The organism is Synechococcus sp. MIT S9508 (genome assembly GCF_047303045.1).
In the GTDB taxonomy this organism is placed as follows: domain Bacteria; phylum Cyanobacteriota; class Cyanobacteriia; order PCC-6307; family Cyanobiaceae; genus Synechococcus_C.
Genome location: NZ_CP138941.1, coordinates 196,738 through 220,612 on the forward strand (window position 1 = coordinate 196,738; position 23,875 = coordinate 220,612).

Sequence of the window (23,875 nt, forward strand, 5' to 3'; positions counted from 1 at the left end):
TGCAACTCTAGGCAAGCAACCAGAATGCACCCAGACATGCTGCTTCCTTGATGCTGGCCACAATCGCTGGAGACCTTTGTCTGCTGTTGGGCCTGGCGGTCCTGCTGCTGCCATTGCTCGCCACGGAACTGAGTCGGCCCAGAGACGGGATCTGGGGAGGCATTGTGCTGCTGCTCGGCCTGGTTTTGGTCACCAGTAGTGACCGCCTGCGCGGTGCACCGATGCTCGCCGTCATCTGCAGCGCATTGCTGATCAGTCGACTCGGCGCAGAGGTGGCCCAATCACGCTGGCAACGACTCAGCCAAGAGGAGCAACAGCGACTGCAGTCAAAAGAACGTTGGGCAACGAGCGCGCAACAGCTCAGCACGTCGGTCACCACACTGCTGACCAATCTGCAGGCTGCACTCGGCAGCCTGAAACCCGAACCACCTGCTGACAATCGTGAAGAGGGCAGTAGCCGCAGCGGCAAACGCTGGGTTCGCCCTGAGGACTCCAATCAGCCAGACACCCCGGAGGACGCACTTTCAACAACCCTGGAGAAGCCCAAGGAAGCAACGGCACCCAACTTGGCCAGCGAGGACGGATAATTCCGTCTGCAGCTGCCCAACCGTGAGCAAGGAGACGCGCGACGCCAACGCCGAAGGACGTCCCTCCTACAAGGACACGCTTAACCTGCTGCAGACAAGCTTCGGCATGCGCGCCAATGCCGTGAAGCGAGAACCAGAGCTGCAGTCGTTCTGGAGTGAGAACGGGATCGACCTGAAGCTGGGCCTGCAGAACTCAGGGCCGATCTTCACCCTGCACGACGGACCGCCTTACGCCAATGGCCCCCTGCATATGGGCCATGCCTTGAACAAGGTTCTCAAAGATGTGATCAACAAATATCAGATCCTGCGAGGACGCAAGGTTCGTTACATCCCTGGCTGGGACTGCCATGGCCTACCGATCGAACTGAAGGTGCTGCAGTCGATGGATCAGGATCAGCGCCAAGCGCTCACACCGATCAAGCTGCGCAAAAAGGCCGCCGCCTATGCCCGCAAGCAGGTGGACGGCCAAATGAAAGGGTTTCAGCGTTGGGGGATCTGGGCCGACTGGCAAGAGCCTTACCTCACTCTGCAAAAGGACTACGAAGCCGCCCAGATCAAGGTCTTCGGCGAGATGGTGCTCAAAGGGCACATCTACAGGGGTCTCAAACCGGTGCATTGGAGCCCCAGCTCGCAGACAGCACTGGCGGAGGCAGAGCTCGAGTACCCCGATGGCCACACCAGCCCCAGCGTTTACGTCGCCTTCCCGGCGGTTGAATTACCCGCACCGCTGCGCGACGCCCTCAGCACAGAGGGCGTCGCATTGCCCGGTGATGTCGACGCACTCGGGAAGACCCTTCAGGTGGCGATCTGGACCACAACCCCCTGGACGCTTCCGGCAAACCTGGCGGTCTCCGTCAATGAACGCCTGGACTATGCCCTCGTCGACGATGGCGAGGGGCGGCTGCTTGTGGTGGCCGCTGACCTGATCGACTCCCTCGCCACAACGCTGGAGCGACCACTCGTCCGCAAAGCCACGGTGAAGGGAGCGCTGCTTTCCGGACTGACGTACCGCCATCCCTTGCTGGACCGCACCAGCCCCGTTGTGATCGGCGGTGAATACATCACGACGGAATCGGGCACAGGCCTCGTGCACACGGCACCAGGCCATGGAGTCGACGACTTTCACACAGGCCAGAAAAATGGCCTACCTGTTCTGTGCCCTGTTGACGAAGCTGGCACGCTCACGGACGAGGCGGGACCCTTCGCCGGTCTCAATGTCCTGAAGGACGCCAACCCAGTGATCATCGACGCGCTCGAGACGGCAGGAGCACTGCTGAAGCAGGAGGCCTACGGACACCGCTACCCCTATGACTGGCGCACCAAAAAGCCCACGATCTTCCGTGCCACCGAACAGTGGTTTGCCTCCGTCGATGGCTTCCGTCAGCAGGCCCTGGATGCCATCGATCGAGTCGAGTGGACACCCGCTTCAGGTCGAAACCGCATCGAGGCGATGGTCAAGGAACGAGGCGACTGGTGCATCTCCCGACAGCGCACCTGGGGTGTGCCGATCCCCGTCTTCTACAACCGCAGTGGAGGCGACGTCCTGCTCAACGCCGACACCCTCGCGCACATCGAAGCGCTGATCGCCGAACACGGTGCCGATGTGTGGTGGGAAAAAGACGAAGCTGATCTTCTGCCTCCCGCCTATGCCGATCAGGCTGAGCAATGGCGCAAAGGCACCGACACCATGGATGTGTGGTTCGACTCCGGCTCCAGTTGGGCCGCAGTCTCCAGCCAACAAGAGGGCCTTGGCTATCCCGCCGATCTGTACCTGGAGGGCTCTGACCAACATCGCGGCTGGTTCCAGAGCTCATTGCTGACATCAGTGGCAGTCAATGGTCATGCCCCCTACCAGCGAGTGCTCACCCACGGTTTCGCCTTGGATGAAAAAAGTCGCAAGATGAGTAAATCGTTGGGCAACGTTGTTGACCCGATGGTGATCATCGAGGGCGGGAAGAACCAGAAGCAAGAACCTGCCTACGGCGCTGATGTGCTGCGCCTGTGGGTGAGCTCGGTTGACTACTCCGCTGATGTGCCAATTGGTGCCGGCATCCTTCGCCAACTCGCGGATGTCTACCGCAAGGTGCGCAACACCAGCCGCTACTTACTGGGCAACCTCCACGACTTCAATCCAGCCGACGACGCCATTCCTGTGGAGAAGCTGCCGTTGCTGGACCGATGGATGCTCCAGCGAACTGCGGAGGTGATGAATGAGATCACGGAAGCGTTCGAGAGCTATGAATTCTTCCGCTTCTTCCAACTACTGCAGAACTTCTGCGTGTCCGACTTGTCGAACTTTTATCTCGACATCGCCAAGGACAGGCTCTATGTGAGCGCACCCTCCGACCGACGACGAAGGAGCTGTCAGACCGTGATGTCGCTGATCATCGAACGACTGGCTGGTCTGATCGCTCCTGTGCTGTGCCACATGGCCGAGGACATCTGGCAGAACCTGCCCTACGAGGTGGAGGAGACATCGATTTTCCAGCGCGGTTGGCCAACTGTTCCAGGCGACTGGCGCGATCCCAGCCTCAGTGAACCGATCCAGCGATTGCGAGAGCTGCGTGCTGCGGTGAACAGAGTTCTGGAGGACTGCCGAAGCAGACAGGAACTGGGGGCATCGCTGGAGGCAGCCGTCAGAATCGAAACTCGCAACCCAGAGCTGGAGTCAGCCCTCAACTGGTTGAACGAGAACGGCGATGCGGAGGCTGATGGTCTGCGCGACTGGCTGCTGGTCTCTCAGCTGCAATTAGGAGGAGAGCCTTGGGCCGAACTCCTCGCCGACCAGACAGACGACACCGCGATCATCGAGGTGAGCAGAGCCCGTGGGATCAAATGCGAACGCTGTTGGCACTACGAGAGTGATGTGGGCCAGCACAACCAGCATCCAACCCTGTGCGGGCGCTGTTGCAATGTTCTGAATCGTCGCTGATCACCAGATGGCCTGAGCCAGCAGGTCTTCCGGATTCACAGGCCCGACCAGCCTGGTTTCGCCGGAGGGGTCCAGCGGGCCCTGCAGCAATTCCGCCCAATCCAAGCGCGTGCCATCGGGGAGAACCGATGCATCTGGATCGAAGGCTGTGGGATGGGTCGTGCTGCTGCTGAAGCCACGAAAGATCAACAGTTCAAACGGCTCATCCAACACAAACCCGTGCAACCTCACCACCCGATCAGGGCTCAGACGCGTGCGTTCTTCCAGCTCCTGAACGAGGGCGGTGGATTCCATGATCAGAAATCCCCGGCGACCCGTCCCTGCTTGGGAAGACGCACCAGAGCCCACTGCAGCAGACCGACGACGTAAGCCACCAGAGACACATAGCCGATGAAGGCCGCCACGGCCATCGTCCACTCACCACCGAAGACGAAGTCGAACACACGCTCAGCGACTCGATGCAGCCCCTGGGGCGCCTCCAGCCAAAGCCGACAGGAATCAGTCTCGAGCTGACGGGTGCAACCCAGTGCCGAACCCGACATCACCGCGGCGAACAAGGCGAAGAGTGTGAGGGCCCATCGCCAGACCCGCACCGTGAACGGCAGCGCGCGACCCGGAGGGCTGTCGGCCAGCTCCTCATTGAGGTCAACCCAGAACCAAAGAGATGCAGCCATCAGCAGAGGCGCCAGAAATGCCGTGAGATAGCCGATCGGCCGTTGATCAGTCAGCAACAGCACGCTGATCGCCAGCAGACTTGCCACTTTCCAGTAGATCCCCAGCAACCTCACCAAGGCAGGGTCGCGTCGAAGCCCCGACCAGATCAGAAGCACAAGCGGAATGCCCAGAGCAATCGTCGCCCCGAGGCGATAGGTGAGCCACACCAGGGTGCGTGTTGTGAAATCGGACACCGACCAGGGACATCAGAAGGCCATTATCACGGTCATCCAGCAGGTCGACAGGATTGGTATGGTCCAATCCATGGTTCCGTTCAATCCTCTCGACTGGTTCCGGAGCCGCGGGCTGCAGGCTCAATGCCGACATGCTCTTTCCAGCAAGCCTTCTCTTGAAGATGCTGCAAGGGAAGTCACCAGTGCTCTGGGCTCGAATGAGGCCGATCTGGCCCTCGTGTTCATCTCGAGTCATTTCGCGAGCGATCTGACCCGTCTACTGCCGCTGCTGCAAAAACGCCTGAACGCCAAACACTGGCTCGGATGTCTGGGCGGTGGTGTCGTTGGCACCACAACAGCAGGCGAAGCCCATGAAGTGGAACGCACGCCAGCACTCAGCGTCAGTCTCCTGAACCTTCCTGGAGCTGAACTGAACAGCTTCCGTCTCGACAGCAGCCAACTGCCTGATCTTGATGGAGCCGCTAAGAACTGGCAGGACTGGGTGGGGGTGAACCCTGACCACAACCGTTCAATGCTGCTGCTGCTCGATCCCGGCTGTCATGCGATCAACGATCTCGTGAGCGGACTGGATTACGCCTACCCCGGCATCGCCAAAGTCGGAGGCATCGCCGTACCTCACAACGCCGATCATGGTTCTCTGCTCTATGGAGATCAGGTCATCGATGGAGCGGTAGGACTGAGCATCGGCGGCACCTGGAGCCTGGATCCTGTGGTCGCCCAGGGATGTCGACCGATTGGACCGGTCTTCGCAATCGAACAGGCTCAACGCAACGTTTTGCTCGAACTGAGCGACGGTGATCGCAGGGCCAGTCCAGTGGCCTGCTTACAGCGCGTGCTTGCCGATCTCAGCGCCGAAGACAGGGAATTGGTGCAGCACTCACTTTTTCTGGGTGTGGAGCGGGAGCAATTCATTGCCGATGCCATGCTCGCTGGCCTGAATAAGGGTGGCGTCTCAGCTGACCGACCCGAAAGGTCCTTTCTGGTGCGCAATCTGATCGGCGTGGATCCACGCAACGGCGCGGTTGCCGTTGCCGATCGCGTGCGTGCCGGACAAAACGTGCAGTTCCAGCTGCGTGAAGCGCAGGCCTCAAGACAGGAAGCCCGCCAACTGTTGCAGACCAGACGCGATCAAGGCAGCGACGCCACACCGTTAATGGGACTCCTCTTCGCCTGTCTGGGCCGGGGCAACGGCTTGTTTGGCAGACCCGATGGCGATGTCAGCATCGCTCGCGATGTCTTTCCACAACTTCCGGTTGCCGGCAGCTTCTGCAACGGCGAAATCGGCCCCCTCGGAGGAGCCACGCATTTTCATGGCTATACCGCCTGCTGGGGCCTGTTGCGCTGCGATCCTTCCGAAAGTGCAACGCGATCCTGATGCGGCAGCACGTCAATCCCCTCAGCCGCTTCTTTCAGCTGCCTCTGGAATTACCAGGTCCCGAAAAGCTGTTTGACATCGCCAATCGCCCAATCCATTTGGACATCGGCTGCGCCCGGGGCGTCTGTCTACTGGAGCTGTCAGCACTGAAACCAGAGTGGAATCATCTGGGTGTGGAAATCAGGCGTCCGCTCGTGCTGGCAGCCCAGCGTGACCGCGACAAACTCGAGCGTCACAATCTCCATTACCTCTTTTGCAATGCAAACATCAGCCTTGAGGGCTGGCTTGCGGAGCTGACCGCGGATCATCTGCAGCTGGTGAGCATTCAGTTTCCGGATCCCTGGTTCAAGCGGCGACACCGCAAGCGCCGGGTGATGCAACCCTCGCTCCTGCTCGCCATCGCTGCCGCTCTCAGTCCCAGTCGCGAGCTTTTTCTGCAAAGCGATGTTCTGGAAGTGGTGGAACCGATGGTCACACTGGTCGAACTGAGCGGTTGCTTCGACCGCCCCGACGAAGACACGCGTCCCTGGCGCACCAACAACCCTCTACCGGTGCCGACCGAACGCGAACGCTACGTGCAAGGGCAGGGCCTTCCTGCCTACAGAGTGCTTTACCGGCGCAACGAACAGCCACTGCCAGAGCTGGTAGAACTGGAGATCGCCTGGCAACGGGTCGATAATCCCGCTGATGTTCCTATCAATCACTGATGGCTGAGGCTTCGGCCCCGACCCCTTGGTTACTGCGCTGGCAAGGATTCCTACCAGGTTCAGCGGCACAGGAGAAGAGCTTAAGCGATCTGGCGGGGATCGTCCTGATCCTGCTGATGGCCGGACTTCCAGTCCTCACTCGTGCTGGTCTGGGCCTGATCGTGCTGGCCTGCGGAGCCCTTTGGGTGCTCTGGTCACTCACCAGAACTCCCGCTCACATCGGCTCGATCAGTGGCTGGCTGCTGCTGTTCCTGGCTGTGGCCATTCTGGCCACAGGTCTTTCACCGGTCCCGAGCGCCGCCGCCAAAGGTCTGCTCAAACTGATCAGCTACCTCGGGGTCTATGCCCTGATGCGCCAGCTACTGAGTGTCGGGCCTCAGTGGTGGGATCGCTTGGTGGCGGCCTTGCTGGGCGGATCTCTGCTGAGCAGCCTGCTGGCATTACGCCAGCTGTATGCCCCCACAGAGGAATTGGCTCGCTGGGCCGATCCCAACTCGGTGGCGGAGGGCACCATCCGCATCTACGGGCCACTGGGCAATCCCAATCTCCTGGCGGGGTACCTGGTGCCAATCCTGCCCATTGCCGTCGTGGCAATGATTCGCTGGCGTGGCTGGGGGGCCAGGCTCTACGCAGCCACAGCAGTGATCCTCGGCTGCGCTTCAACGCTGTTCAGCTATAGCCGCGGTGGCTGGCTTGGGATTGTGGCTTCAGTCGGTGTGCTGATGCTGCTCCTGCTGCTTCGGTACATCCGAAACTGGCCAGCGCTCTGGCGACGGCTTCTTCCCCTGGCCCTGCTCCTGATTACTGGCGTGGTACTGGCCGTTGCCGCCACACAGGTGGAACCGATCCGCACCCGAGTCGCCAGCCTGCTGGCAGGTCGAGGCGACAGTTCCAACAATTTCCGGATCAACGTCTGGCTCGCGGCGATCGACATGATCCAAGACCGTCCTTGGCTGGGCATCGGCCCGGGCAATGCAGCCTTCAACAGCGTTTACCCCCTTTACCAGCAACCGAAATTCAACGCTCTCAGTGCCTATTCAGTGCCGCTTGAAATCCTGGTTGAGACCGGCATCCCTGGCCTGCTCGCCTGTCTGGGGCTAGGGGTTGCCAGCCTTCGTAACGGTTGGCGTGCCCTGACTGCAGACGCAGAGCTTGCTCTTCCCTGCCTGGGCTGCCTCGCAGCCATCGCTGGTCTGCTGATCCAGGGTGCCGCCGACACCATCTTCTTCCGTCCTGAAGTGCAAATCAGCGGCTGGTTTTGCCTGGCCACCCTGAGCCAAATGCGCCGAGAGCCTTGAACAAGCAAGTTCCCATCTTTGCTGGATTTGATGCCGGACAGACCCAATGCCGTTGCCGATTGAGTGCTTGGGAGGACGGCAAACTTCGAACGGTCGGCGATGGTTCAGGGCCAGGAGTGAGCCATCTGGATGCTGCTGACGGAGAAGAGCGCTTTCGTTCTGCCATCCGCTTCAGCCTCGACAGAGCCCGACTCGACTGGACTCAGCGATGCGGTCGGGATGCCAACAAGTCAGAGCCAATCTTTGCTGCAGCCATTGGAGCCAGTGGCATCGAGGCTGGAACGCCCCTGCAGGAGAGGGGCGGAGCGCTACTCGCTTCAGAACTGCAACTGCCAGAAGCGCGCTGTCTGGCAACCGGCGATGAACGCACCGCCTTGCGAGGCGCATTCCCCGATCAGGCGGGCATCGTGCTGATCAGCGGCACCGGAATGATCGTGGTGGGCCGCAACGCCAACGGTCGCGAGCATCGTTGCGGTGGCTGGGGCTGGCGTCTGGATGCCGCAGGCTCCGCCTTCGATATCGGCCACGAGGCTCTTCAACTCAGCGTGAAGATGGCCGATGGCCGTGCTCCTGATGGGACCCTGCGCCAACGGCTCTGGGATGCGCTGAGCTGTCGCAGCGCCGCCGACCTCAAAGCACTCGTGGTTAGCCCAAACCATGGGGTTGCCGACCACGCGAGGCTGGCACCGCTGGTCGACGAAGCAGCCGCACAAGGGGATGCCGCTGCTCGGGCAATCCTGCAAAGATCTGCCTCCGCACTCGCTCAGGCAGCAGCAGCCACCGCGAAAGCACTCGATCTGCATACACCATCACTAGCTGCACGCGGGGGAGCACTGGAGCACTTGGCGGAGTTCCGCCAACTCGTTCACCAAACAGTGTTCGAGTTACTGCCAGGGAGCAACTGGCCATCGGCACCAGGGGATGCCTGTGATGGTGCACTTGCCTGCGCAGTGGATCGTTCCCCGCTTAAGCCACATTGAGATGGCGGTAGGCCGCTTCAGCCAAGCGACCGGTCCAGAGATCCACCACATCCGCTTCGGCCGCTTCCACCATCACCCGCAAAAGAGGCTCGGTACCACTTGCGCGCACCAGCACCCTGCCGTCTTCGGCCATCGAGCGTTCTGCTTCGTCGACCAGCTCTCGCAGCGGAGCGCACTCGGCCCAACCCTTACGACGGTTGAGGTCTGTCACCCTGACGTTCACCAACTTTTGTGGATAGGCCTTGAAGCTGCGATCCAGCCAGTCCGCGAGAGTCATTTGCTGGCCATGGCAAAGGGTGGCAAGCTGAAGCGCCGTGAGCACCCCATCACCGGCGAGTCCATGGGCAGAAGAGAGGATGTGGCCGGACTGTTCCCCACCCAGGGCTGCACCACTACTCACCATGGCCGCGTGCACATGCTGATCGCCGACAGGAGTCCGCTCCAGCTGACCACCTCTGGCCTGCCAGGCCCGCTCAAATCCGAGGTTGGACATCACCGTGGCCACCAGGCGCTGATCAGGCAGAGCTCCGATGTCTTGAAGCACAGACCCCCAGAGATAAAGCACATGATCACCATCAACCACGCGACCACGACCATCCACTGCAAGCATTCGATCGGCATCACCGTCGAAGGCGAAGCCCATGGCCGCACCGCGTTCGATCACCGCCTCGCGCAGCGGTCCGAGATGGGTGGATCCACAGCCCACATTGATGCGTTCGCCGTCGGCGATGCCGTGCAGCACGGTGAGATCGGCCCCAAGTGCGCGGAAGACCTCTGCACCGCAGGCGGTTGCTGAACCCCAGCACAGATCGAGCACGATCGGCACCCCATCCAAACGTTGATGCTGAACGCTGCTCAGCAGACTGTTGCGATAGTGCTGCAGCAATTCAGCGCGGTGGCTTGCAGCGCCACAACCGCTCATCGGCCCAGCAGCATCAGCCTCTCCACGTAGACCGGATTCGATGCGGCGTTGCAACTCGGAGCCCAGCTTGCTGCCGTCTGGCCCAAACACCTTGATGCCGTTGTCTTCCGGCGGGTTGTGACTTGCAGAAACCATCAGTCCGCCTGATGCCTGAAAGCGACGGATCAGACCGGGAACCGCCGGTGTGGGGCAAAGGCCAAGAGTCCAGACTTCACGACCTGCAGCAGTCAGACCGGCGGTCAGAGCGGCCACAACCATCGAACCGCTGCAGCGGGAATCCATCCCGATCAGAACGGGACCATCCGGGGGCAAGACACGCCCGCACCAGAAACCCACCTGCAACGCCAAAGCGGGTGTGATCGCTGTACCGACACGACCCCGCAGACCATCAGTCCCGAAACTGACCTCGGGGGACTGAAGTGAACCGAGCGGATGGGCGGCGGAAGAGGCCATGTGGTCTCATTTGTGGACTGAACCTTAAGAGCCCTGAGACAGCTGATCACTGAACCAGTGACAGGGCCACAGCCGCACGATGCCAATCAGTTCCATCGCTGAGGCACAAGCAGAAGAGCTGCCAGTTCCAGCAGAGCCCATAAACCCATCAGCAACACCACCCAGCCAGGCAACCACTGCAAGGGCCAGAGCCAGCGCAGGCCCCAAACCGCAAAAGCCAGTCCTAAAGCCACAACCAGGCGCAAGCGTTGGCGCTGGCCAGGTCGCGGTTGCCGACGCTGAGCAACCATCCAGTTCGATCCTGCTGGGCACAGAATGCCAGCAGTTTCCAGCCACGGCTTGAACATCCTAGAGACCCGCGGACCGCTACTTCTCGGCGGCACCACGCTTCTGACTGTTCTGGCGATCTTGGGTGGTCGTGTGTTCTTGCGCAGTCAACACCATCTGATCACGCCGGAGCTGAGTGATGCGCAGCTCTGGACGCACTACCGCTGGTCCTTGAACCCTGAGCAGCGGCGCGAAGCCGCCCTGATGCTGGGCAGCCGCAGCGGCGAGTCTCCACAACGGCGCAGGCGCCTCCTCACCGGCCAGGGCTGGGGGCCAGCTCCAATGGCCGCTGTGGCTTTGAAACAACAAGCTCTGGCGGCAAAGTCACTGGGCCGCGATCAGGAGGAGCAACAACACTGGCGGGATCTACTTCGACGTTTCCCTACGTCAACGGCCAGTGCCGATGCCCGCTATCACCTTGCTGATCACCAACCGAAACTGAAGGAGGAGCTGCTCAGTCTTCAACCCGCCCATCCAGCCGCTCTGGCGGCTGCCGCAGAACTGCCGGACAACGCCGACCAGGCCTTGATCCAATCCAGTGCCCTGCATCTGGCCCGCTGGGGAGCCAGCTGGCCTGGAGCGGATCGGCTGCTTCGCAAGGCCTGTGGCGCCATCACAGGGGTAGGACTTGAGCAGCAGCAGCGGCTGAAACTGGCAGCGGCCCTGGCTGAGCTTGGGGATCTCCAGTCTGCTGAACTTTGCCTACAAGGAACACCCCTGGCACCGTCTCAGGCACTGTCGATCGGGCGCACACTGCTTCGAGGCAATGAGGAACAACAGCAGCGCGGTGAAGCGATATTGCTGCAGCTGGCCAAGGATCATCCGGACAGCCAGGAGGCACTGAATTCCGCAGCGCTGCTGAGCGAGCCTTTGCGTCCGAAACAGGCATTGATAGATGCTTTGCCTGAATCTCTCCAACAACGATCAGCCGATGTGGCCGCAGCCCGGGTTCGTCTCGCAGGGGGCGAAGGAGGGCTGGTCGTGCTGCAACGCTGGCCAGGCCATCCAGCCAGCTGGCAACTGCAGTGGGATCTCGCTCGCGAAGCACTGCTCACAGGTCAATGGAAACTGGCACGGTTATGGCTGACTGCAATTCCCGCGGAACAACTGCCTGACCCCTTGCTTGCGCGCCAACAATTCTGGCTGGGGATGAGCATGGACAAGCTTGGAGATCGCAAAGGTGGCCAAGAGATCTGGCAGTCGCTGACGCGTCAGCAGCCACCTGGCTATTACACCTGGCGAGCTCAGGTCAGGCTGGGATCTGGAAACCTGCCGGCTCTCTCGGGCAGCCAGATCCTTCCTTCTACAAAGGCTGAACGCCTGAACTCTGTTCAACGCTGGAGCCCTCTCAACAGCGGCAGTCCCTTGGTTGACCAGCTCTGGCGACTTGAGATGCATCAGGAAGCCTGGGAAACCTGGCGCAGCGCAGCAGCAAACGCGAAGCCATCCCCGCAACAGCTCCTACTGGAGGGACGACTGCGGCTAGGGGTGAATGACCACTGGACTGGTCTCAGCCATCTGTGGAGGGCCAGTCTGAGACTGGTGTCCCCAGCCTGCGAGACACGTCAGCTACTGCACAACAGCCTTCACCCCCGACCGCTCCTGCCTCTGTTCCTGGCAGCTTCAGAGCAAGAAGAGGTGCGATTGGAGCTGCTTCTGGCTATCGCTCGACAGGAATCTCGTTTCTCCCCCGGTGTGGCTTCACTCGTTGGTGCCGTGGGACTGTTGCAGCTGATGCCGACGACTGCGGCCGAAGTAGCGGGCGAAAAGCTCAGTGCCGCTCAATTGCGCGAACCAGACCGCAGTGCAGTACTCGGGGCTCGCTACTTAGGAGGTCTCCTGCAGCAATGGCATGGCAATCCCTGGTTGACGGTTGCCAGCTACAACGCCGGGCCTGGGGCAGCGGAATCTTGGGTCAGTGGTGAACTTGATGAAGACCCTGAGCTGTGGGTCGAACGCATTCCATACCCTGAAACCCGTCTCTACACCAAGAAGGTGCTCGGCAATCTCTGGGCGTACCTGAACAACAGTTCAGGCAACGATGCCAGCACTGATCGCTGCAGCCAGTGAACTCTGGGGATCGGGCAGACCATGGCCAATCCAGATGCCTCCGATCACGATCACTGCAAGCCAGAACGCCATCAGTTGCGGAGGCGGAACCACTTTGATGCGACTGAGATCGAGGCGTGCCAGCAATGTCGCAGACCCCAGAATCAACACATCCGACAACAAGCTGAGACTGAGAACATAGAGCCCCACTGTGATTAACAGCGTGAGCGTGACCACCAGGCTGAGCACGCGACTCGATGCCATCAGCATGGAAAGCTGACGGAGCAGTAGATCGGGCATGGTGCAGATCACTACCACCACGACCGCCTGGATCATCTCCAACGCCCAGAACGTGCTCACCGAAATCGAATGGGCATCAGCCAGCCAAGCTTCCTGGATCGCCCAGTGATGGCCCAAGAACAGCGACACCACGAACAGAACAATCAGCAGCGGAGCCCGAAGCGGTAACAGAAGGAAACGCAAGACGGACATCGGCTTGGAGGCAGATTCGCGGCGGACAAACGTCGATCAAAGACGCGATCATCTGCGGTCAGACGCTAGCAACAGCAAGCGGTTTGTCCTGTCAGAGTGGTGGCATTGATGTCAGTCCGCGATGACCGACGGCGCTTCAAGCTCCAGCCTCAGCACACTTCAGAAGGTTCTACTGCTGGTTTCAGCCCTGGTCCTGGCTGTCAGCCTTTTCCTGGTGCGCAACGGCGGTTCCATCGAATCGCCACTTGATCAGCTCGCCAGACGCTCGTTGTCGCCAGAAGTGGCACTCAGCAACGGTCGACCCACAATCCTCGAGTTCTATGCCGACTGGTGTGAGGTCTGCCGCGAAATGGCTCCAGCGATGCTGGAGGTTGAACAACGTCACAGTGCCGACCTGGATGTGGTTCTGGTCAACATCGACAATCCGCGCTGGCTTGACCTGACCGATCGCTACGACGTCACTGGGATCCCTCAGCTGAATCTGTTCTCCGCAGACGGCACAATGCGGGGCCGCTCGCTCGGAGCACGCACTGAAACCGAGCTGAATTCGATCGCCAATGCCTTGATCAACGGCAGCCCAATTCCAGCTCTCGCTGGCGTGGGCAGCACGAGTGCTCTTCCTCAAACCGCCTCAGCGGATTCCACCGGTCCAAGAAGCCACTCCTAAATCCGGTCGGTGCCGACCGGAGAGGCGATGATCGACCGAACATCCCGTACCAGCAACCTCAAAACCTCATGGATTCCCGCTTCCGGGTCGAACTGATCGCCGCCACGCCCAATCCTCAACAGAGCGTGTATGCCGGCATGCACCAGGACTACAGCGAAGGGTTCGTGGTGATGGAACGCGACCAGTGGCCGAACGAAACGAGAGCTGGAGAAATTTGCATCAAGCGGTTGCTGGGTGGAATGAAGGGCCATTACGGCCCACTGGAACATGCTCAGATCGTTTTGAACGTTGGCTGGTTCCCTCACTCAGTCATGCAGCAGGCGCGAACGCACCGAGTGGGCGTGAGCTTTGATGTGCAATCGATGCGTTACACCGGTGAGCGCATCTGCAGGGCTGCTGAAGGGAAACTCGATCTCGAGGAAGTGTTCTACCTGCGGCCGGTCGGGGAATACCGAGACCGACTAGGCAAGAAATACACCTACGTCGATGAGCAACGACTCATCGATCTCAAACTCTGCCAACAAGCCGCGGAGCGCTATCGCGATCTGTTGCGCGATGGCTTCTCCGAGGAACATGCCCGTGGCATCCTCCCGTTCGACTATCGACAGCACTTTGTTGTCAGCTTCAGTCTTCGAGCATTCCTTCACTTCCTAGACCTGCGTTCCAAACTCGACGCGCAACAGGAAATCAGGGAACTTTGCGACTTGATGTGGCCCCATCTTCAGAACTGGGCACCTGAGTTTGCTGACTGGTACGAGAAAAATCGCTTGCACAAGGCGCGCCTGGCGCCCTGAGTCGGAGAACGATCGCAACCCGCTTGACTTAAACCTTGGCCAGTGTCACCCGCTCGGGTTGATGCTGGTATTTACCCTGCCGATCGCTGTAAGTGGTGTCGCAGGGATCGCCTTCAAAGAACAACAGCTGGCAGATGCCTTCATTGGCATAGATGCGGCAGTCAGCACCTGAACTGTTACTGAATTCAAGCGTGAGATGCCCTTCCCAGCTGGCTTCAGCCGGAGTGGTGTTCACAATAATGCCTAGACGCGCATAGGTGCTCTTGCCAAGGCAGATCACGGTGATGTTCGGCGGAACTTTCATCTTTTCAAGAGCCACTCCCAGGCCATAGGAATGAGCGGGAAGGATGAAATAGTCACCATCCTCATCATGGTGAAGCTCGGTTGGTTCAAGGTTTCCAGGATTGAACCGCTTGGGGTTCATCACAGTTCCAGGAACATGCTTGAAGATCAGAAATTCCTGAGGCGACAACCTCAGGTCGTAGCCATATGAGGAACATCCGAAACTGAGCACAGGTGCCAGCTTCTGCTCAGAGTCGAGATGGCGAATCAACCCTTTCTGGAAGGGTTCGAGCATGCCAGCGGCAGCCTGTTCAGTGATCCAACGGTCATTTTTGAGCATCAGAAACCCCTGCGCAGTTCCGTCACTTGGTCGGCTAATCCCATGAGAGAGTCCGGAATCGACGGTCCTGTGATGATCACATCCATGGAACCAGGACGTGCGTCCAGGCTGTCACGCACCTCAGATTCGTTGAGGTAGCCGAGAGCAATGGCCAAGCCAAGTTCATCCAAAACCAACTGATCAAGATCGCCGCTAGCCAGGTGGCGACGACAGATCTGCCAGACCGCTTGGACAGCATCCACCGTTGTGGGGTCAGCTGAGCTGGCCTGATCCGAAAGACATCCCATCACAGCAGGTCTCATCCAGACCATCCGATCGCAGAGAGTGATCGCCGCATTAGGCCCCTGAGCCACACCACCTTTGAGGAACTGCATCACTGCAACACGACTACCAAGCCCAGCAGAACGCAAGGCTTGACTCAAAACTGTCCCGAAACTTCCTCGATAAGGGGCGGTATGCACCTGCAACTGCCCTTCAGGAGCCACCAGATGCAGGGGCTGCTGTGGCTGGAGCGATGGCAGAGGATGCAAACCCGCACGGTTCAGAACCCGATGATCGGCACCGCTCTGCTGGCGGGGTCGATGGCTTGGGCTCAGGCTGGCGGTCATCTCGGTCGCTTCCATGTGACTGGAATCGAATCGATCCAGCGGAATTTGAATCTAGCGGCGAAAGCACAAATCACAATCCCTTTGACACCATCCCTGGTGTCTCTACGCCAACTGGCAGGCTCAAGATCCCGATCCGGTTCCCCATGAGCGAGACCCAGCGCAACGATGGCCGCAAACCCGCCGACCTCAGGTCCTTCTCGATCGACTGGGATCCCATGGGCTTCGCTCTGAGCTCTGTGATCGTGCGCACCGGACGCACCACCGTGCTCTGCAGCGTCTGCCATGAAGAAGGCGTCCCGCGCTGGCGACGGGATCAGGGCCTGGGGTGGCTCAGCGCTGAATATCGCCTGCTGCCGGGATCCACCCCTGATCGCCAGCGAAGGGAACTGATGAAACTGTCAGGACGCACCCAGGAGATCCAGCGCCTGATCGGCCGCAGCCTTCGCGCGGCAATCGACATGAAGGCGTTGGCTGAGAACACCCTGCTGATCGACTGCGATGTGATTCAGGCGGATGCGGGAACGCGGACTGCAGCGATTACGGGGGCATGGCTCGCCCTGCAAAAGGCCGGCGAGCGGCTGGTTGCACAAAATCGCATCAGCACTCATCCGGTCATCAACCAGGTAGCGGCTGTCTCTGTAGGACTGATAGAGGGGCATGCTCTGCTGGACTTGGACTACAGCGAAGACAGTCGGGCGGATGTTGATCTCAATGTGGTGATGAACAACTCCGGCGACCTATTGGAGTTGCAGGGCACTGCCGAAGGTGCACCATTCAGTCGCCAGCAGCTCAACAGCCTGCTGGACCTTGCCGAACCAGGGTTGAAGCAGCTCATGGCTGCACAGCTGGATGCACTGCATGAAGACTGAGCCAGGAGAACCGTGTTCGTTGCTACAGGGTGACCGCGCATCGCTCCTTAACTTCCCCGCATTGATGCGTTGGTCATGGCCGAAGTGATGCGCGGCTTTAGTCGGACTGCTCCCCAGCCTGGGCGGTCCGCAGAAACAAGCCTGACCAATGCGCCCAACCCCGCCAGCCGCACCCTGCTGGAAGTGATCCGTGATCTGGAAGGTGCCAGCACCGAAATGGTGGAACGGAACAAAACCATCTTTTTCCCAGGAGACCCGGCCGAGCGCGTCTATCTGATCCGACGAGGAGCTGTGCGTTTATCGAGGGTTTATGAGTCGGGTGAAGAGATCACCGTTGCCCTGCTGAGAGAAAACAGCCTATTTGGCGTTCTCTCACTGCTCACCGGACATCGCTCCGATCGGTTTTATCACTCCGTGGCCTTCACCAGAGTGGAAATGGTGACAGCCCCAGCGAGCTCTGTACGCCAGGCGATCGAAGCGAACACCAGCGTGGGATTGCTTTTACTTCAGGGTCTCTCCAGCCGAATTCTGCAGACCGAGACGATGATTGAAACCCTCACGCACCGGGACATGTCCTCCCGGTTGGTGAGTTTTCTGCTTGTCCTCTGCAGAGACTTCGGGATGCCTGGCCCCCAGGGCATCACCATTGACCTGCGTTTGTCTCATCAGGCCATCGCTGAAGCGATCGGATCCACGCGTGTCACGATCACGCGTCTGCTTGGCGATCTACGCAATTCAGGCCTGGTCGAAATTGACCGCAAGAAGATCACTGTTCTGGATCCGATTGCACTGGCCAAACGTTTCAGTTAACCCCGCTACAGGTGAAGATGGGCAGCACCTCAGCGGCCTGCCGCATGTTTGACGCACCGTGACCGGCTGGCTGCTGCTGCTTTCCCTGCTGATCCTCGGGGGCGTGCTCTCCACTCTTGGTGACCGACTGGGTTCGAGGGTCGGCAAAGCCCGGCTGAGCCTTTTCGGTCTTCGCCCACGTCAAACCGCGGTGGTGATCACTGTGCTCACGGGGAGCCTGATTAGTGCCTTGTCGCTTGGGCTGATGCTGCTGGTGAGCCGCCAGCTGCGCGTTGGTCTGTTTGAACTCAATGACCTCGAAGCCCGCCTGCGCAGCAGCCGCTTGGACCTGAAGGGTAGCCGCAAGGCTCAGCGCAAGGCACGGCAGCAACTCGAAGAGGCTCGGGCAGATGAAATCAAAGCCAGAAAGATCCTGGCGGATGCGCAGGCACGAGCCGGGGAGCTGCGCAGCACACTTCAACCCCTTCAAGAGCAGACACGCCGACTTGAGGCAGAACGGCAGAGACTCAGCCAGGACGTGCGCAACCGCGATGCGGAAATCCAACGCACGGATGATGAACTTCGAGCAGTGCGTCAACGCATCAGCTCAGGCGAAGCGGAGCTCCAGCAATTGGAGAAGAACCTGATAGCGCTGCGACGTGGAGATGTGGCCATCAGCAGTGGCCAGCCGCTGGCCACTGTCACGCTCAAGCTGGATCGTCCTGATCAAGCCCGGCAAGTGATTGACCAGGTGCTGCGGGAAGCCAATCTGCAGGCTTTTCAGAAGGTTCTGCCCGAACAGGCTCCTGATCGTCAGATCATCCTCGTACCCCGCCAGGACATTGAAAGGCTGGAACAAGCCATCCGAAAGCCTGGCACCTGGGTGGTGCTACTGCGCTCAGCGGCCAATGTGTTGCGCGGTGAGAGCGTGGTGTACGCCTTCCCGGATGTACGTCCCAATGTGGCCATCACCGTTGAGGGAGAAGTTCTGGCCAAAACCACTCTTGCCAGCCAGGAAACGAATCCAGAAGCGGTGCGAAACCGCATCAACCTTCTGCTGGCATCGACTCTGTCGGAGGTGCGCCGAAGAGGGTCACTGAGTCAAGGCCTTCAATTTGATGCCAACGCCGTCAACAGGCTCGCTCGGGAGCTGACCAAGCGCAGCGGTGGACGGGTTGATCTCGAGGCAGTTGCGGTGCGGCGTAGTGAAACCGCTGATCCCATTGCGATCGAGCTGCTTCCAAGCCGCCCACTGCGCCCAACATCCTCGCTTCAGGACGACAGTCCATGAACCGGATCGTCTCGGTTGACCCAGGGCGCAACAAGTGCGGCCTGGTCCTTGTCGATTGCACCAGAGACTGCGTCATCGAAGGGCACGTTGTGGCAACCGAATCGGTGCTGGACACCCTGCAGTGCTGGAGGCAGGACGCACCGATTGAATGCTTGGTGCTGGGGAACGGCACAGCCAGCAACAGCTTGAGACACCAGCTTCCTGAAGATCTTCCCGTCAGAGTGGTGGATGAGCGCGGCACCACACTTCAGGCACGCAAGCGCTACTGGCAGCTATGGCCCCCAAGGGGATGGCGGCGATTGATGCCCCGAGGCCTGCTGCTACCCCCCAGCGAACTGGATGCCGTTGCAGCCCTGGTGATTCTTGAATCGGAGCTCGGCCGCAAGATCCTTTGGCCTGGTCCCGCCCCACTCAGAAACGGGCCCTCACAGTGAAGCTGTAGTCACCACCGGCTTCCAGCCTGTAGTCGGATTTCACAAGAAAGCGAAGCAAGGCATCCTGGATCAAGGCTTTGCCCAGAGAGGGCTCCACACTCAGCTCACCACGATCAAACAACCAGTGAAAGGTCCAGGTGAAGCCACCCGCCTGAACCTCTCCCTGCAGACACTTGTCTCGGAAGCTGTGCTGGTGCACCCGAAGATGAGCCGTCGTGACAGGCAGGCGTGCCATCAGGCCTGATTTCCATCCAGATCAGGCACCAGATTCACAGCATTGATGGCGTTCCCAGCCCGATCCAGGCCTTGTCGCTGAATGTGATCAAGGCCGGACAACACTTCCCTCAGCACGTCTTGAAGCAGAGGTTCCTCAGACCGATTGAACTGACCGAGGACATGGGAGACCGTGCGGGCACGACGTTCCTCTGGATTGCGACCAGGAGCACCGATTCCAATGCGAAGGCGGGCGAACTCCTGTGTTCCGAGATGCTGAATGGTGCTTTTTAAGCCGTTATGTCCACCGGCACCACCGCGCGCACGCAGGCGCAACCGTCCGAGCGGCAAGTCCATGTCATCGACGAGCACGATCAGCTGATGAATCCCTAGATCAAACCAATCCAATGCAGCACGGATCGAACGACCACTGTCATTCATGTAGGTCTGTGGCATCAGCAGCCTGAGTCGAGCGCTACCGGAACCGACATCAGCGAGATCACCCTGAAGCTTTGACATCGCCTTGAAATGACCACCCTCACGAGTTGTCAGCAACTCAAGAGCCATAAATCCGACGTTATGTCGTGTCGATGCATATTTTTCACCGGGATTGCCCAGTCCGACCACCAGACGGAGGTCACCATGCTCGATCACCGGTCAGTCCTCAGAAGCCTTTGGGGATGACACAGGATCTGAAGGCGAGGAAGGTGGAAGTTCCTCTTGATCAGCCATCGCTTTGCTGATTTCGCGCTCGAATTCCTTAGAGGCTGTTTGAAAACCTTTAAGTGTTTTACCAAGCGTCCGGCCAAATTCAGGCAGACGCTTCGGTCCGAACACCAGAAGCGCTACGGCTCCGATGACGGCCATCTCAGGGAGTCCGATGCCGAAGATGTTCATGGAAGGTGATGAGCGGACCGAATCAGGAGCCGCCGTTCCAGTTCACGTTGATTCCTTCAAGGATCAGAGACTGGTTGTAGAGCTGAAGGATGACCAGCAGAAAAACCAGAAACAGCACCATGAAGATGCCCATGACAGGGGTAGTTCCCCAGCCGGGGACAACCTTGCCGTACTCGGAGTTGAGGGGACGGAGCAGATCGCCTAAACGAGTGCGTTGTGCCATAGCGGCCCTGAGGTCTCGGGTGAAGTTCAGTTCCGATACTGTAAGGGTCCCGACCCTGAAGAGGGTCGATCCTGTCGCGAGATTTGATGGAAAGCTCCTCACCGGCGCTGTCGGTATCGATTGCCGTGCTGACTGCCTTGTTCGGACTCACCGGTTTTGGTGTCTACACCGCCTTCGGTCCGCCGTCGAAACAGCTCGAAGATCCCTTCGATGACCATGACGACTGAGGGGCCAAGCGCAGCTCTTGCAATGCTCCAGGGGTGATTGTTGTGGACTGTTGTCCATCCTCAATCAACCAACCCTGGTGGCCGGGCGACCAGGTCACCCTTGCGCTCCCTGGGTTCAACAGCTGAACGAGAACCGCATGTTGAACCGCATTAGCGGATTGATCCGGACGGATCGAGACCGGTACGAGCTGGTGAGGCAGACCAGGGAATCCATGCCAGCGACCACAGGAATCGACCGGTCCCAGCCAACCCGGTTCACGAAAGCGAATCGCCTCCTGCGCAAGGCCATCGCGATACCAACCCCTTGAAACAGGCATCAGTGCCAGGCGATGACGATGTAGTCGCTGATCCGCCGATGGATCAGGCCAAGTAGGCCCACGTAGCAATGAGATTCCCAGATGATGCGGGCCGGCATCAACCCCCTGAGGACCGTCAAGCAAGACGCCAAGCCCACCACCAGGGCCTGCTTCCTCACTGGCCAACCAGGAAATCACAGGAACCTCCCAGCGAGCATGCTCGCTGGGCGTCAAGGCAACAGCGGGTCGTTCGATCACACCGCCGCTGGTGTCCGCAGCCCAGCGCACCGCTGACCTGGCAAGGGGACAGACCACGCGAAGCAGTTCATGGGTCTGACGCCAGTCGATCGTTATTTGCAATTCAACGGCAGGACTGTCGGCTCGCAGCAGCACATCCATGCGCAGCGCACTGCTCTCGATCGAGCTGCGCAGCACGACCCTGGCCACCAGCGGGCCCTGCTCCACCAACTCCAGCTGCCAATCAGCAGCCATCGGCAGTGGGTGCTGCGGATAATCCACCGCCAGATCCCAGGCATCCCAGAACTCGCCCCAGTCGCGATAGCGCCTGAACTGCACTGGTTCCGAAAGCTGATCAACACCCTGCTCGTCCTGCAGGCGGGTCAGTCCCCTGCGGTCCAGCTCAAGCGTGAGCAGACCGTTGCAGAGGCGCCAGCTCTGCTCGGCGATGAGCTGAACCCGAACCGGATTCCGCACAGCAGGAGAAGCTGTCACAGACGCTGAAGCAACGGCTGGTGCATCTGGAAGACACTCCAGAGGCAGTGCCATCACCCCCTGGGCCTCCGGCAACTGCACCCACAGATCACCACCTGGAGCAACTTGTGATGGCAGGTTGTTTCCCTCACACGACCAGCGACCGCGCGGCAGCCGCACGAGTGGAGACCAGCGCTGCAGTGGCTGCAGCCCGCACCATACCCAGCGTTGACAAGCCTTATCAGGCGCTGAGTCCGCGGACGACGCACGACTGAGCAATTGATGAAGACCGGCAGTCCGCAGCACTGCCACACGTCGGCGGGCAGCTCGCCACTGGGGCTCCGCCTGATCAAACACTTCAGGAATCGAGGTTCCAGGAAGAATGTCGTGGAACTGTTGAAACAGCAGTACCTGCCAGTCCCGCCGCTGCGTGGGTTTTGCTCCAAGGGCCTCCACCAGATCAGCCTCCCGCAGCAACCGCTCCAGGGTGCGGTTGTGTCGTTTCTGGTCCGGACGAGACGTGGCACAGCCCCGATGCAGTTCCAGGTACAGCTCGTCCTTCCAGACGGGTAAGGCTGACCTGAGCGGCTCAAGCTGCTTCAGGTACTCACGCACCGTCCCAGCATGACGTGGGGCGGCCTGTGGATGGTCTTGCCAGAGCTGCATCTCTTCCAGCATTTCCCTGGTCGGCCCACCGCCGTGATCACCAACCCCGGGCAACCACAGGGCCTGGTCGACTCCCGTGTTGGCCTGAAAGCGCTGCTGTTCTTGCTGCATGGCCATTGGATCGGCATCTGTGCCGATGCCTGGCAACATCAACGCCAGCAGCTCCGTGCCGCCGCGGCCGCGCCAGCGAAACAGACGGTGCGGGAAAACATTGGTGGCATTCCACGCCAGCTTGTGTGTGCAGAACCAGCGAACGCCCGTGGCGTAGGCAACGGCCGGCAGCCCGGACCCAAATCCGAAACTGTCCGGCAGCCAGGCCAAGTCATGTCGCCACTCCGGGAACAATCTCTGACTGGCCTCCTGACCTAATGAAAATTGCCGCCACAGTGAGGCCGTGCTCACAAGCACACAGTCGGTTTCAACCCAGGGACCGTTGATGGGCTCCCAACGACCCAGACGACTGGCCTGCTGAATGCGTACAAACAGCGCAGGGCGGTGGCGCTCCATCCACTCATAAAGAGCCGGGGTTGAGTGGGCGAAATGCAGCTCCGGGAAGAGCTCCATCAAGTCCAAAGCGGAGTGGAAGGTGCGTTCCGCCGCCTGCCAGGTGTCAGCAACAGGCCACAACCAGGCCAGATCCAGATGAGCATGCCCAACCCAGTGCAATCCACCGGCGGCATGAGCCAGCCCTGCGAGGTGTTGATCAACCTGAGCCACCGCCTCAGTGGATAGCGGATCGCAATCAAGCCACGACTCAGGCAGCGTCTTTGCCTTGATGCCTGTGAGATCAAGGGCCTGAGGAAGCAGACATGCCTGGGGATCAACAGAGGGCATAGCGGGCTCGCGGACCAGATCACTGGTGATCAGTGCACCATCGTCATGACAGGGACTGCGCAGCTCCAGCAGCAACCTCAGGCCCGCGCCCTCACTCCAGTGAACCGGCAGCTTCAAGCGGCAACGGGTGTCGAACAGGTCCCCTTCATGCACGAGAACCCCATCCACCCAGAGACGCACCTGGTCTGCCCACCAACTGAGAACAAGCCGTTCAAGGCTGTCATCGCACTGCTGCCAGTGGTTTGGCCAGGTGATGGTCTGCTCAATTCGCAACCAGACGCCCCCTCTTGGCCAGATCAACAGTCCACGCTTCGCCCAGTCAGGTCGATGCTGCGCTCCCCAAGGCTCTTCAAGGACGGATTGCCTGTGGAAATCACCGCATCGATGCCAAAAAGAGAGCAGATCGAGGCGGCTGCGACTTCGAAACGTTTCAATCCACGCCAATCGCCGGGGCTGAAGAGGGGGCTGCATGGTGAATTCACAACCTTGACCCATAAGATGATGGCTCTATCCCAGACGCCGGTCGGTCTCCATGCTCGCCCTCAAGATCTCCGTTTACTCGGTCGTCTTCTTTTTTATCGGGATCTTCGTCTTTGGTTTTCTGGCGAGTGACCCCAGCCGCACCCCGAGTCGTAAGGACCTGGAAGATTGAGTGCAGAGGTGATCTGAACGAACGACGTTCAGGGGTCACGACGAACACTGGT

Annotated in this window: 27 protein-coding genes; 15 read left to right on the top strand and 12 right to left on the bottom strand. The window is 59.9% G+C overall.

Features of this window, described 5'->3' with window-relative positions; translation table 11 throughout:
• Positions 1-50: 50 nt before the first annotated feature.
• A complete protein-coding gene (locus SIB42_RS01130; protein ID WP_067098541.1) occupies positions 51-587 on the top strand; it encodes a Ycf66 family protein in 537 nt (178 codons plus the stop codon).
• 22 nt (positions 588-609) lie between these two features.
• Positions 610-3,519: an isoleucine--tRNA ligase gene (gene ileS / locus SIB42_RS01135; RefSeq protein ID WP_067098539.1), complete on the top strand. Its 2,910-nt coding sequence runs from the start codon at positions 610-612 to the stop codon at positions 3,517-3,519.
• Here the strand turns inward: ileS and SIB42_RS01140 are convergent, their stop codons facing one another.
• Together SIB42_RS01140 and SIB42_RS01145 are read right to left on the bottom strand one after the other, a co-directional pair.
• Positions 3,520-3,813 carry a hypothetical protein gene (locus tag SIB42_RS01140; RefSeq protein ID WP_067098536.1) on the bottom strand — a complete coding sequence of 98 codons (294 nt, stop codon included), beginning with the start codon at positions 3,811-3,813 and terminating at the stop codon, positions 3,520-3,522. It lies immediately after the preceding gene.
• A 2-nt stretch (positions 3,814-3,815) separates the two neighbouring features.
• Positions 3,816-4,427, bottom strand: a complete 612-nt coding sequence (locus SIB42_RS01145; RefSeq protein WP_067098533.1) for a DUF3177 family protein — start codon at positions 4,425-4,427, stop codon at positions 3,816-3,818.
• Positions 4,428-4,497: 70 nt separating this feature from the next.
• Between SIB42_RS01145 and SIB42_RS01150 the strand changes: the two genes are divergently transcribed.
• From SIB42_RS01150 to SIB42_RS01165, 4 genes are read left to right on the top strand one after another with little or no spacing between them, the layout of a single operon-like run.
• Positions 4,498-5,802, top strand: coding sequence for an FIST N-terminal domain-containing protein (locus SIB42_RS01150; protein WP_067098530.1), 1,305 nt, complete (start codon positions 4,498-4,500; stop codon positions 5,800-5,802).
• Entirely contained in the window at positions 5,802-6,509 is a 708-nt protein-coding gene (trmB, locus tag SIB42_RS01155) for a tRNA (guanosine(46)-N7)-methyltransferase TrmB (RefSeq protein ID WP_067098527.1), read from the top strand. The genes SIB42_RS01150 and trmB overlap by 1 nt, the downstream gene beginning before the upstream one ends.
• Positions 6,509-7,807, top strand: coding sequence for an IctB family putative bicarbonate transporter (locus SIB42_RS01160; protein ID WP_067098525.1), 1,299 nt, complete (start codon positions 6,509-6,511; stop codon positions 7,805-7,807). The genes trmB and SIB42_RS01160 overlap by 1 nt, the downstream gene beginning before the upstream one ends.
• Positions 7,804-8,787, top strand: a complete 984-nt coding sequence (locus SIB42_RS01165) for a BadF/BadG/BcrA/BcrD ATPase family protein (protein WP_067098523.1) — start codon at positions 7,804-7,806, stop codon at positions 8,785-8,787. The genes SIB42_RS01160 and SIB42_RS01165 overlap by 4 nt, the downstream gene beginning before the upstream one ends.
• Here SIB42_RS01165 and glmM read toward each other — a convergent pair.
• Both glmM and SIB42_RS01175 read right to left on the bottom strand, forming a co-directional pair.
• On the bottom strand, positions 8,774-10,162 hold the full coding sequence (glmM, locus tag SIB42_RS01170) for a phosphoglucosamine mutase (RefSeq protein WP_067098520.1): 1,389 nt from the start codon (positions 10,160-10,162) through the stop codon (positions 8,774-8,776). The genes SIB42_RS01165 and glmM overlap by 14 nt on opposite strands.
• An 86-nt stretch (positions 10,163-10,248) precedes the next feature.
• Positions 10,249-10,452, bottom strand: coding sequence for a hypothetical protein (locus SIB42_RS01175; protein ID WP_067098615.1), 204 nt, complete (start codon positions 10,450-10,452; stop codon positions 10,249-10,251).
• A 25-nt stretch (positions 10,453-10,477) separates the two neighbouring features.
• On the opposite strand from SIB42_RS01175, the gene SIB42_RS01180 reads away from it, so the two are divergent.
• Positions 10,478-12,559: a lytic transglycosylase domain-containing protein gene (locus SIB42_RS01180; protein ID WP_067098517.1), complete on the top strand. Its 2,082-nt coding sequence runs from the start codon at positions 10,478-10,480 to the stop codon at positions 12,557-12,559.
• Here the strand turns inward: SIB42_RS01180 and SIB42_RS01185 are convergent.
• Positions 12,521-13,030 (bottom strand): hypothetical protein, encoded by a 510-nt coding sequence (locus tag SIB42_RS01185; protein WP_067098516.1) that lies wholly within the window; start codon positions 13,028-13,030, stop codon positions 12,521-12,523. The two genes, SIB42_RS01180 and SIB42_RS01185, sit on opposite strands and share 39 nt — an antisense overlap.
• Before the next feature lie 121 nt (positions 13,031-13,151).
• On the opposite strand from SIB42_RS01185, the gene SIB42_RS01190 reads away from it, so the two are divergent.
• Complete coding sequence (locus SIB42_RS01190) at positions 13,152-13,697, top strand: thioredoxin domain-containing protein (RefSeq protein WP_067098515.1); 546 nt, start codon at positions 13,152-13,154, stop codon at positions 13,695-13,697.
• A gap of 68 nt (positions 13,698-13,765) precedes the next feature.
• The gene (thyX, locus tag SIB42_RS01195) at positions 13,766-14,491 is read left to right on the top strand and encodes an FAD-dependent thymidylate synthase (protein ID WP_067098514.1); all 726 of its coding nucleotides are present in this window, start codon (positions 13,766-13,768) and stop codon (positions 14,489-14,491) included.
• Positions 14,492-14,519: 28 nt separating this feature from the next.
• On the opposite strand, the gene dcd is transcribed toward thyX, so the two are convergent.
• Positions 14,520-15,113, bottom strand: a complete 594-nt coding sequence (gene dcd, locus SIB42_RS01200; RefSeq protein ID WP_067098512.1) for a dCTP deaminase — start codon at positions 15,111-15,113, stop codon at positions 14,520-14,522.
• A complete protein-coding gene (locus SIB42_RS01205) occupies positions 15,113-15,721 on the bottom strand; it encodes a cob(I)yrinic acid a,c-diamide adenosyltransferase (RefSeq protein ID WP_067098614.1) in 609 nt (202 codons plus the stop codon). The genes dcd and SIB42_RS01205 overlap by 1 nt, the downstream gene beginning before the upstream one ends.
• A 143-nt stretch (positions 15,722-15,864) precedes the next feature.
• Here SIB42_RS01205 and rph point away from each other — a divergent pair, with 143 nt between their 5' ends.
• The 4 genes from rph to SIB42_RS01225 all read left to right on the top strand — a co-directional run bounded on the left by rph (position 15,865) and on the right by SIB42_RS01225 (position 19,104).
• A complete protein-coding gene (gene rph, locus SIB42_RS01210; RefSeq protein WP_067098510.1) occupies positions 15,865-16,590 on the top strand; it encodes a ribonuclease PH in 726 nt (241 codons plus the stop codon).
• Positions 16,591-16,665: 75 nt separating this feature from the next.
• Positions 16,666-17,400: a global nitrogen regulator NtcA gene (gene ntcA, locus SIB42_RS01215; protein WP_067098506.1), complete on the top strand. Its 735-nt coding sequence runs from the start codon at positions 16,666-16,668 to the stop codon at positions 17,398-17,400.
• Between the two features lie 58 nt (positions 17,401-17,458).
• Positions 17,459-18,670, top strand: coding sequence for a DUF3084 domain-containing protein (locus SIB42_RS01220; protein ID WP_067098503.1), 1,212 nt, complete (start codon positions 17,459-17,461; stop codon positions 18,668-18,670).
• Entirely contained in the window at positions 18,667-19,104 is a 438-nt protein-coding gene (locus tag SIB42_RS01225) for a resolvase (RefSeq protein ID WP_067098500.1), read from the top strand. The genes SIB42_RS01220 and SIB42_RS01225 overlap by 4 nt, the downstream gene beginning before the upstream one ends.
• Here SIB42_RS01225 and SIB42_RS01230 read toward each other — a convergent pair.
• The 4 genes from SIB42_RS01230 to psbH are packed head-to-tail and all read right to left on the bottom strand — an operon-like array spanning position 19,082 to position 20,437.
• On the bottom strand, positions 19,082-19,339 hold the full coding sequence (locus SIB42_RS01230; RefSeq protein WP_067098498.1) for a DUF3146 family protein: 258 nt from the start codon (positions 19,337-19,339) through the stop codon (positions 19,082-19,084). The genes SIB42_RS01225 and SIB42_RS01230 overlap by 23 nt on opposite strands.
• Positions 19,339-19,968: an aminoacyl-tRNA hydrolase gene (pth, locus tag SIB42_RS01235; RefSeq protein WP_067098611.1), complete on the bottom strand. Its 630-nt coding sequence runs from the start codon at positions 19,966-19,968 to the stop codon at positions 19,339-19,341. Before pth ends, SIB42_RS01230 begins: the two co-directional genes overlap by 1 nt.
• Positions 19,969-19,974: 6 nt before the next feature.
• The gene (locus SIB42_RS01240; RefSeq protein WP_067098496.1) at positions 19,975-20,214 is read right to left on the bottom strand and encodes a TatA/E family twin arginine-targeting protein translocase; all 240 of its coding nucleotides are present in this window, start codon (positions 20,212-20,214) and stop codon (positions 19,975-19,977) included.
• A 22-nt stretch (positions 20,215-20,236) separates the two neighbouring features.
• Positions 20,237-20,437, bottom strand: coding sequence for a photosystem II reaction center phosphoprotein PsbH (gene psbH / locus SIB42_RS01245; RefSeq protein ID WP_067098493.1), 201 nt, complete (start codon positions 20,435-20,437; stop codon positions 20,237-20,239).
• 86 nt (positions 20,438-20,523) lie between these two features.
• Here psbH and psbN point away from each other — a divergent pair, with 86 nt between their 5' ends.
• Positions 20,524-20,664, top strand: a complete 141-nt coding sequence (gene psbN, locus SIB42_RS01250) for a photosystem II reaction center protein PsbN (RefSeq protein ID WP_074160791.1) — start codon at positions 20,524-20,526, stop codon at positions 20,662-20,664.
• Here the strand turns inward: psbN and SIB42_RS01255 are convergent.
• Positions 20,601-23,642, bottom strand: coding sequence for an alpha-mannosidase (locus SIB42_RS01255; RefSeq protein WP_082825121.1), 3,042 nt, complete (start codon positions 23,640-23,642; stop codon positions 20,601-20,603). The genes psbN and SIB42_RS01255 overlap by 64 nt on opposite strands.
• A gap of 61 nt (positions 23,643-23,703) precedes the next feature.
• On the opposite strand from SIB42_RS01255, the gene SIB42_RS01260 reads away from it, so the two are divergent.
• Positions 23,704-23,823: a photosystem II reaction center protein I gene (locus SIB42_RS01260; RefSeq protein WP_006172424.1), complete on the top strand. Its 120-nt coding sequence runs from the start codon at positions 23,704-23,706 to the stop codon at positions 23,821-23,823.
• Positions 23,824-23,875 lie beyond the last annotated feature (52 nt).

Bases quoted from the DNA above. Each gene is read 5' to 3' on its own strand.
- dcd (WP_067098512.1), bottom strand. From the start codon at position 15,113: ATGCTCAAAAATGACCGTTGGATCACTGAACAGGCTGCCGCTGGCATG.
- rph (WP_067098510.1), top strand. From the start codon at position 15,865: ATGAGCGAGACCCAGCGCAACGATGGCCGCAAACCCGCCGACCTCAGG.
- SIB42_RS01190 (WP_067098515.1), top strand. From the start codon at position 13,152: ATGACCGACGGCGCTTCAAGCTCCAGCCTCAGCACACTTCAGAAGGTT.
- SIB42_RS01130 (WP_067098541.1), top strand. From the start codon at position 51: ATGCTGGCCACAATCGCTGGAGACCTTTGTCTGCTGTTGGGCCTGGCG.
- glmM (WP_067098520.1), bottom strand. From the start codon at position 10,162: ATGGCCTCTTCCGCCGCCCATCCGCTCGGTTCACTTCAGTCCCCCGAG.
- SIB42_RS01230 (WP_067098498.1), bottom strand. From the start codon at position 19,339: ATGGCACGCCTGCCTGTCACGACGGCTCATCTTCGGGTGCACCAGCAC.
- SIB42_RS01175 (WP_067098615.1), bottom strand. From the start codon at position 10,452: ATGGTTGCTCAGCGTCGGCAACCGCGACCTGGCCAGCGCCAACGCTTG.
- SIB42_RS01225 (WP_067098500.1), top strand. From the start codon at position 18,667: ATGAACCGGATCGTCTCGGTTGACCCAGGGCGCAACAAGTGCGGCCTG.
- SIB42_RS01180 (WP_067098517.1), top strand. From the start codon at position 10,478: ATGCCAGCAGTTTCCAGCCACGGCTTGAACATCCTAGAGACCCGCGGA.
- SIB42_RS01205 (WP_067098614.1), bottom strand. From the start codon at position 15,721: ATGACCGCCAGCCTGAGCCCAAGCCATCGACCCCGCCAGCAGAGCGGT.
- SIB42_RS01150 (WP_067098530.1), top strand. From the start codon at position 4,498: ATGGTTCCGTTCAATCCTCTCGACTGGTTCCGGAGCCGCGGGCTGCAG.
- psbN (WP_074160791.1), top strand. From the start codon at position 20,524: ATGGAAAGCTCCTCACCGGCGCTGTCGGTATCGATTGCCGTGCTGACT.
- psbH (WP_067098493.1), bottom strand. From the start codon at position 20,437: ATGGCACAACGCACTCGTTTAGGCGATCTGCTCCGTCCCCTCAACTCC.
- SIB42_RS01185 (WP_067098516.1), bottom strand. From the start codon at position 13,030: ATGTCCGTCTTGCGTTTCCTTCTGTTACCGCTTCGGGCTCCGCTGCTG.
- SIB42_RS01240 (WP_067098496.1), bottom strand. From the start codon at position 20,214: ATGAACATCTTCGGCATCGGACTCCCTGAGATGGCCGTCATCGGAGCC.
- thyX (WP_067098514.1), top strand. From the start codon at position 13,766: ATGGATTCCCGCTTCCGGGTCGAACTGATCGCCGCCACGCCCAATCCT.
- SIB42_RS01160 (WP_067098525.1), top strand. From the start codon at position 6,509: ATGGCTGAGGCTTCGGCCCCGACCCCTTGGTTACTGCGCTGGCAAGGA.
- SIB42_RS01260 (WP_006172424.1), top strand. From the start codon at position 23,704: ATGCTCGCCCTCAAGATCTCCGTTTACTCGGTCGTCTTCTTTTTTATC.
- trmB (WP_067098527.1), top strand. From the start codon at position 5,802: ATGCGGCAGCACGTCAATCCCCTCAGCCGCTTCTTTCAGCTGCCTCTG.
- ntcA (WP_067098506.1), top strand. From the start codon at position 16,666: ATGGCCGAAGTGATGCGCGGCTTTAGTCGGACTGCTCCCCAGCCTGGG.
- SIB42_RS01140 (WP_067098536.1), bottom strand. From the start codon at position 3,813: ATGGAATCCACCGCCCTCGTTCAGGAGCTGGAAGAACGCACGCGTCTG.
- SIB42_RS01255 (WP_082825121.1), bottom strand. From the start codon at position 23,642: ATGCAGCCCCCTCTTCAGCCCCGGCGATTGGCGTGGATTGAAACGTTT.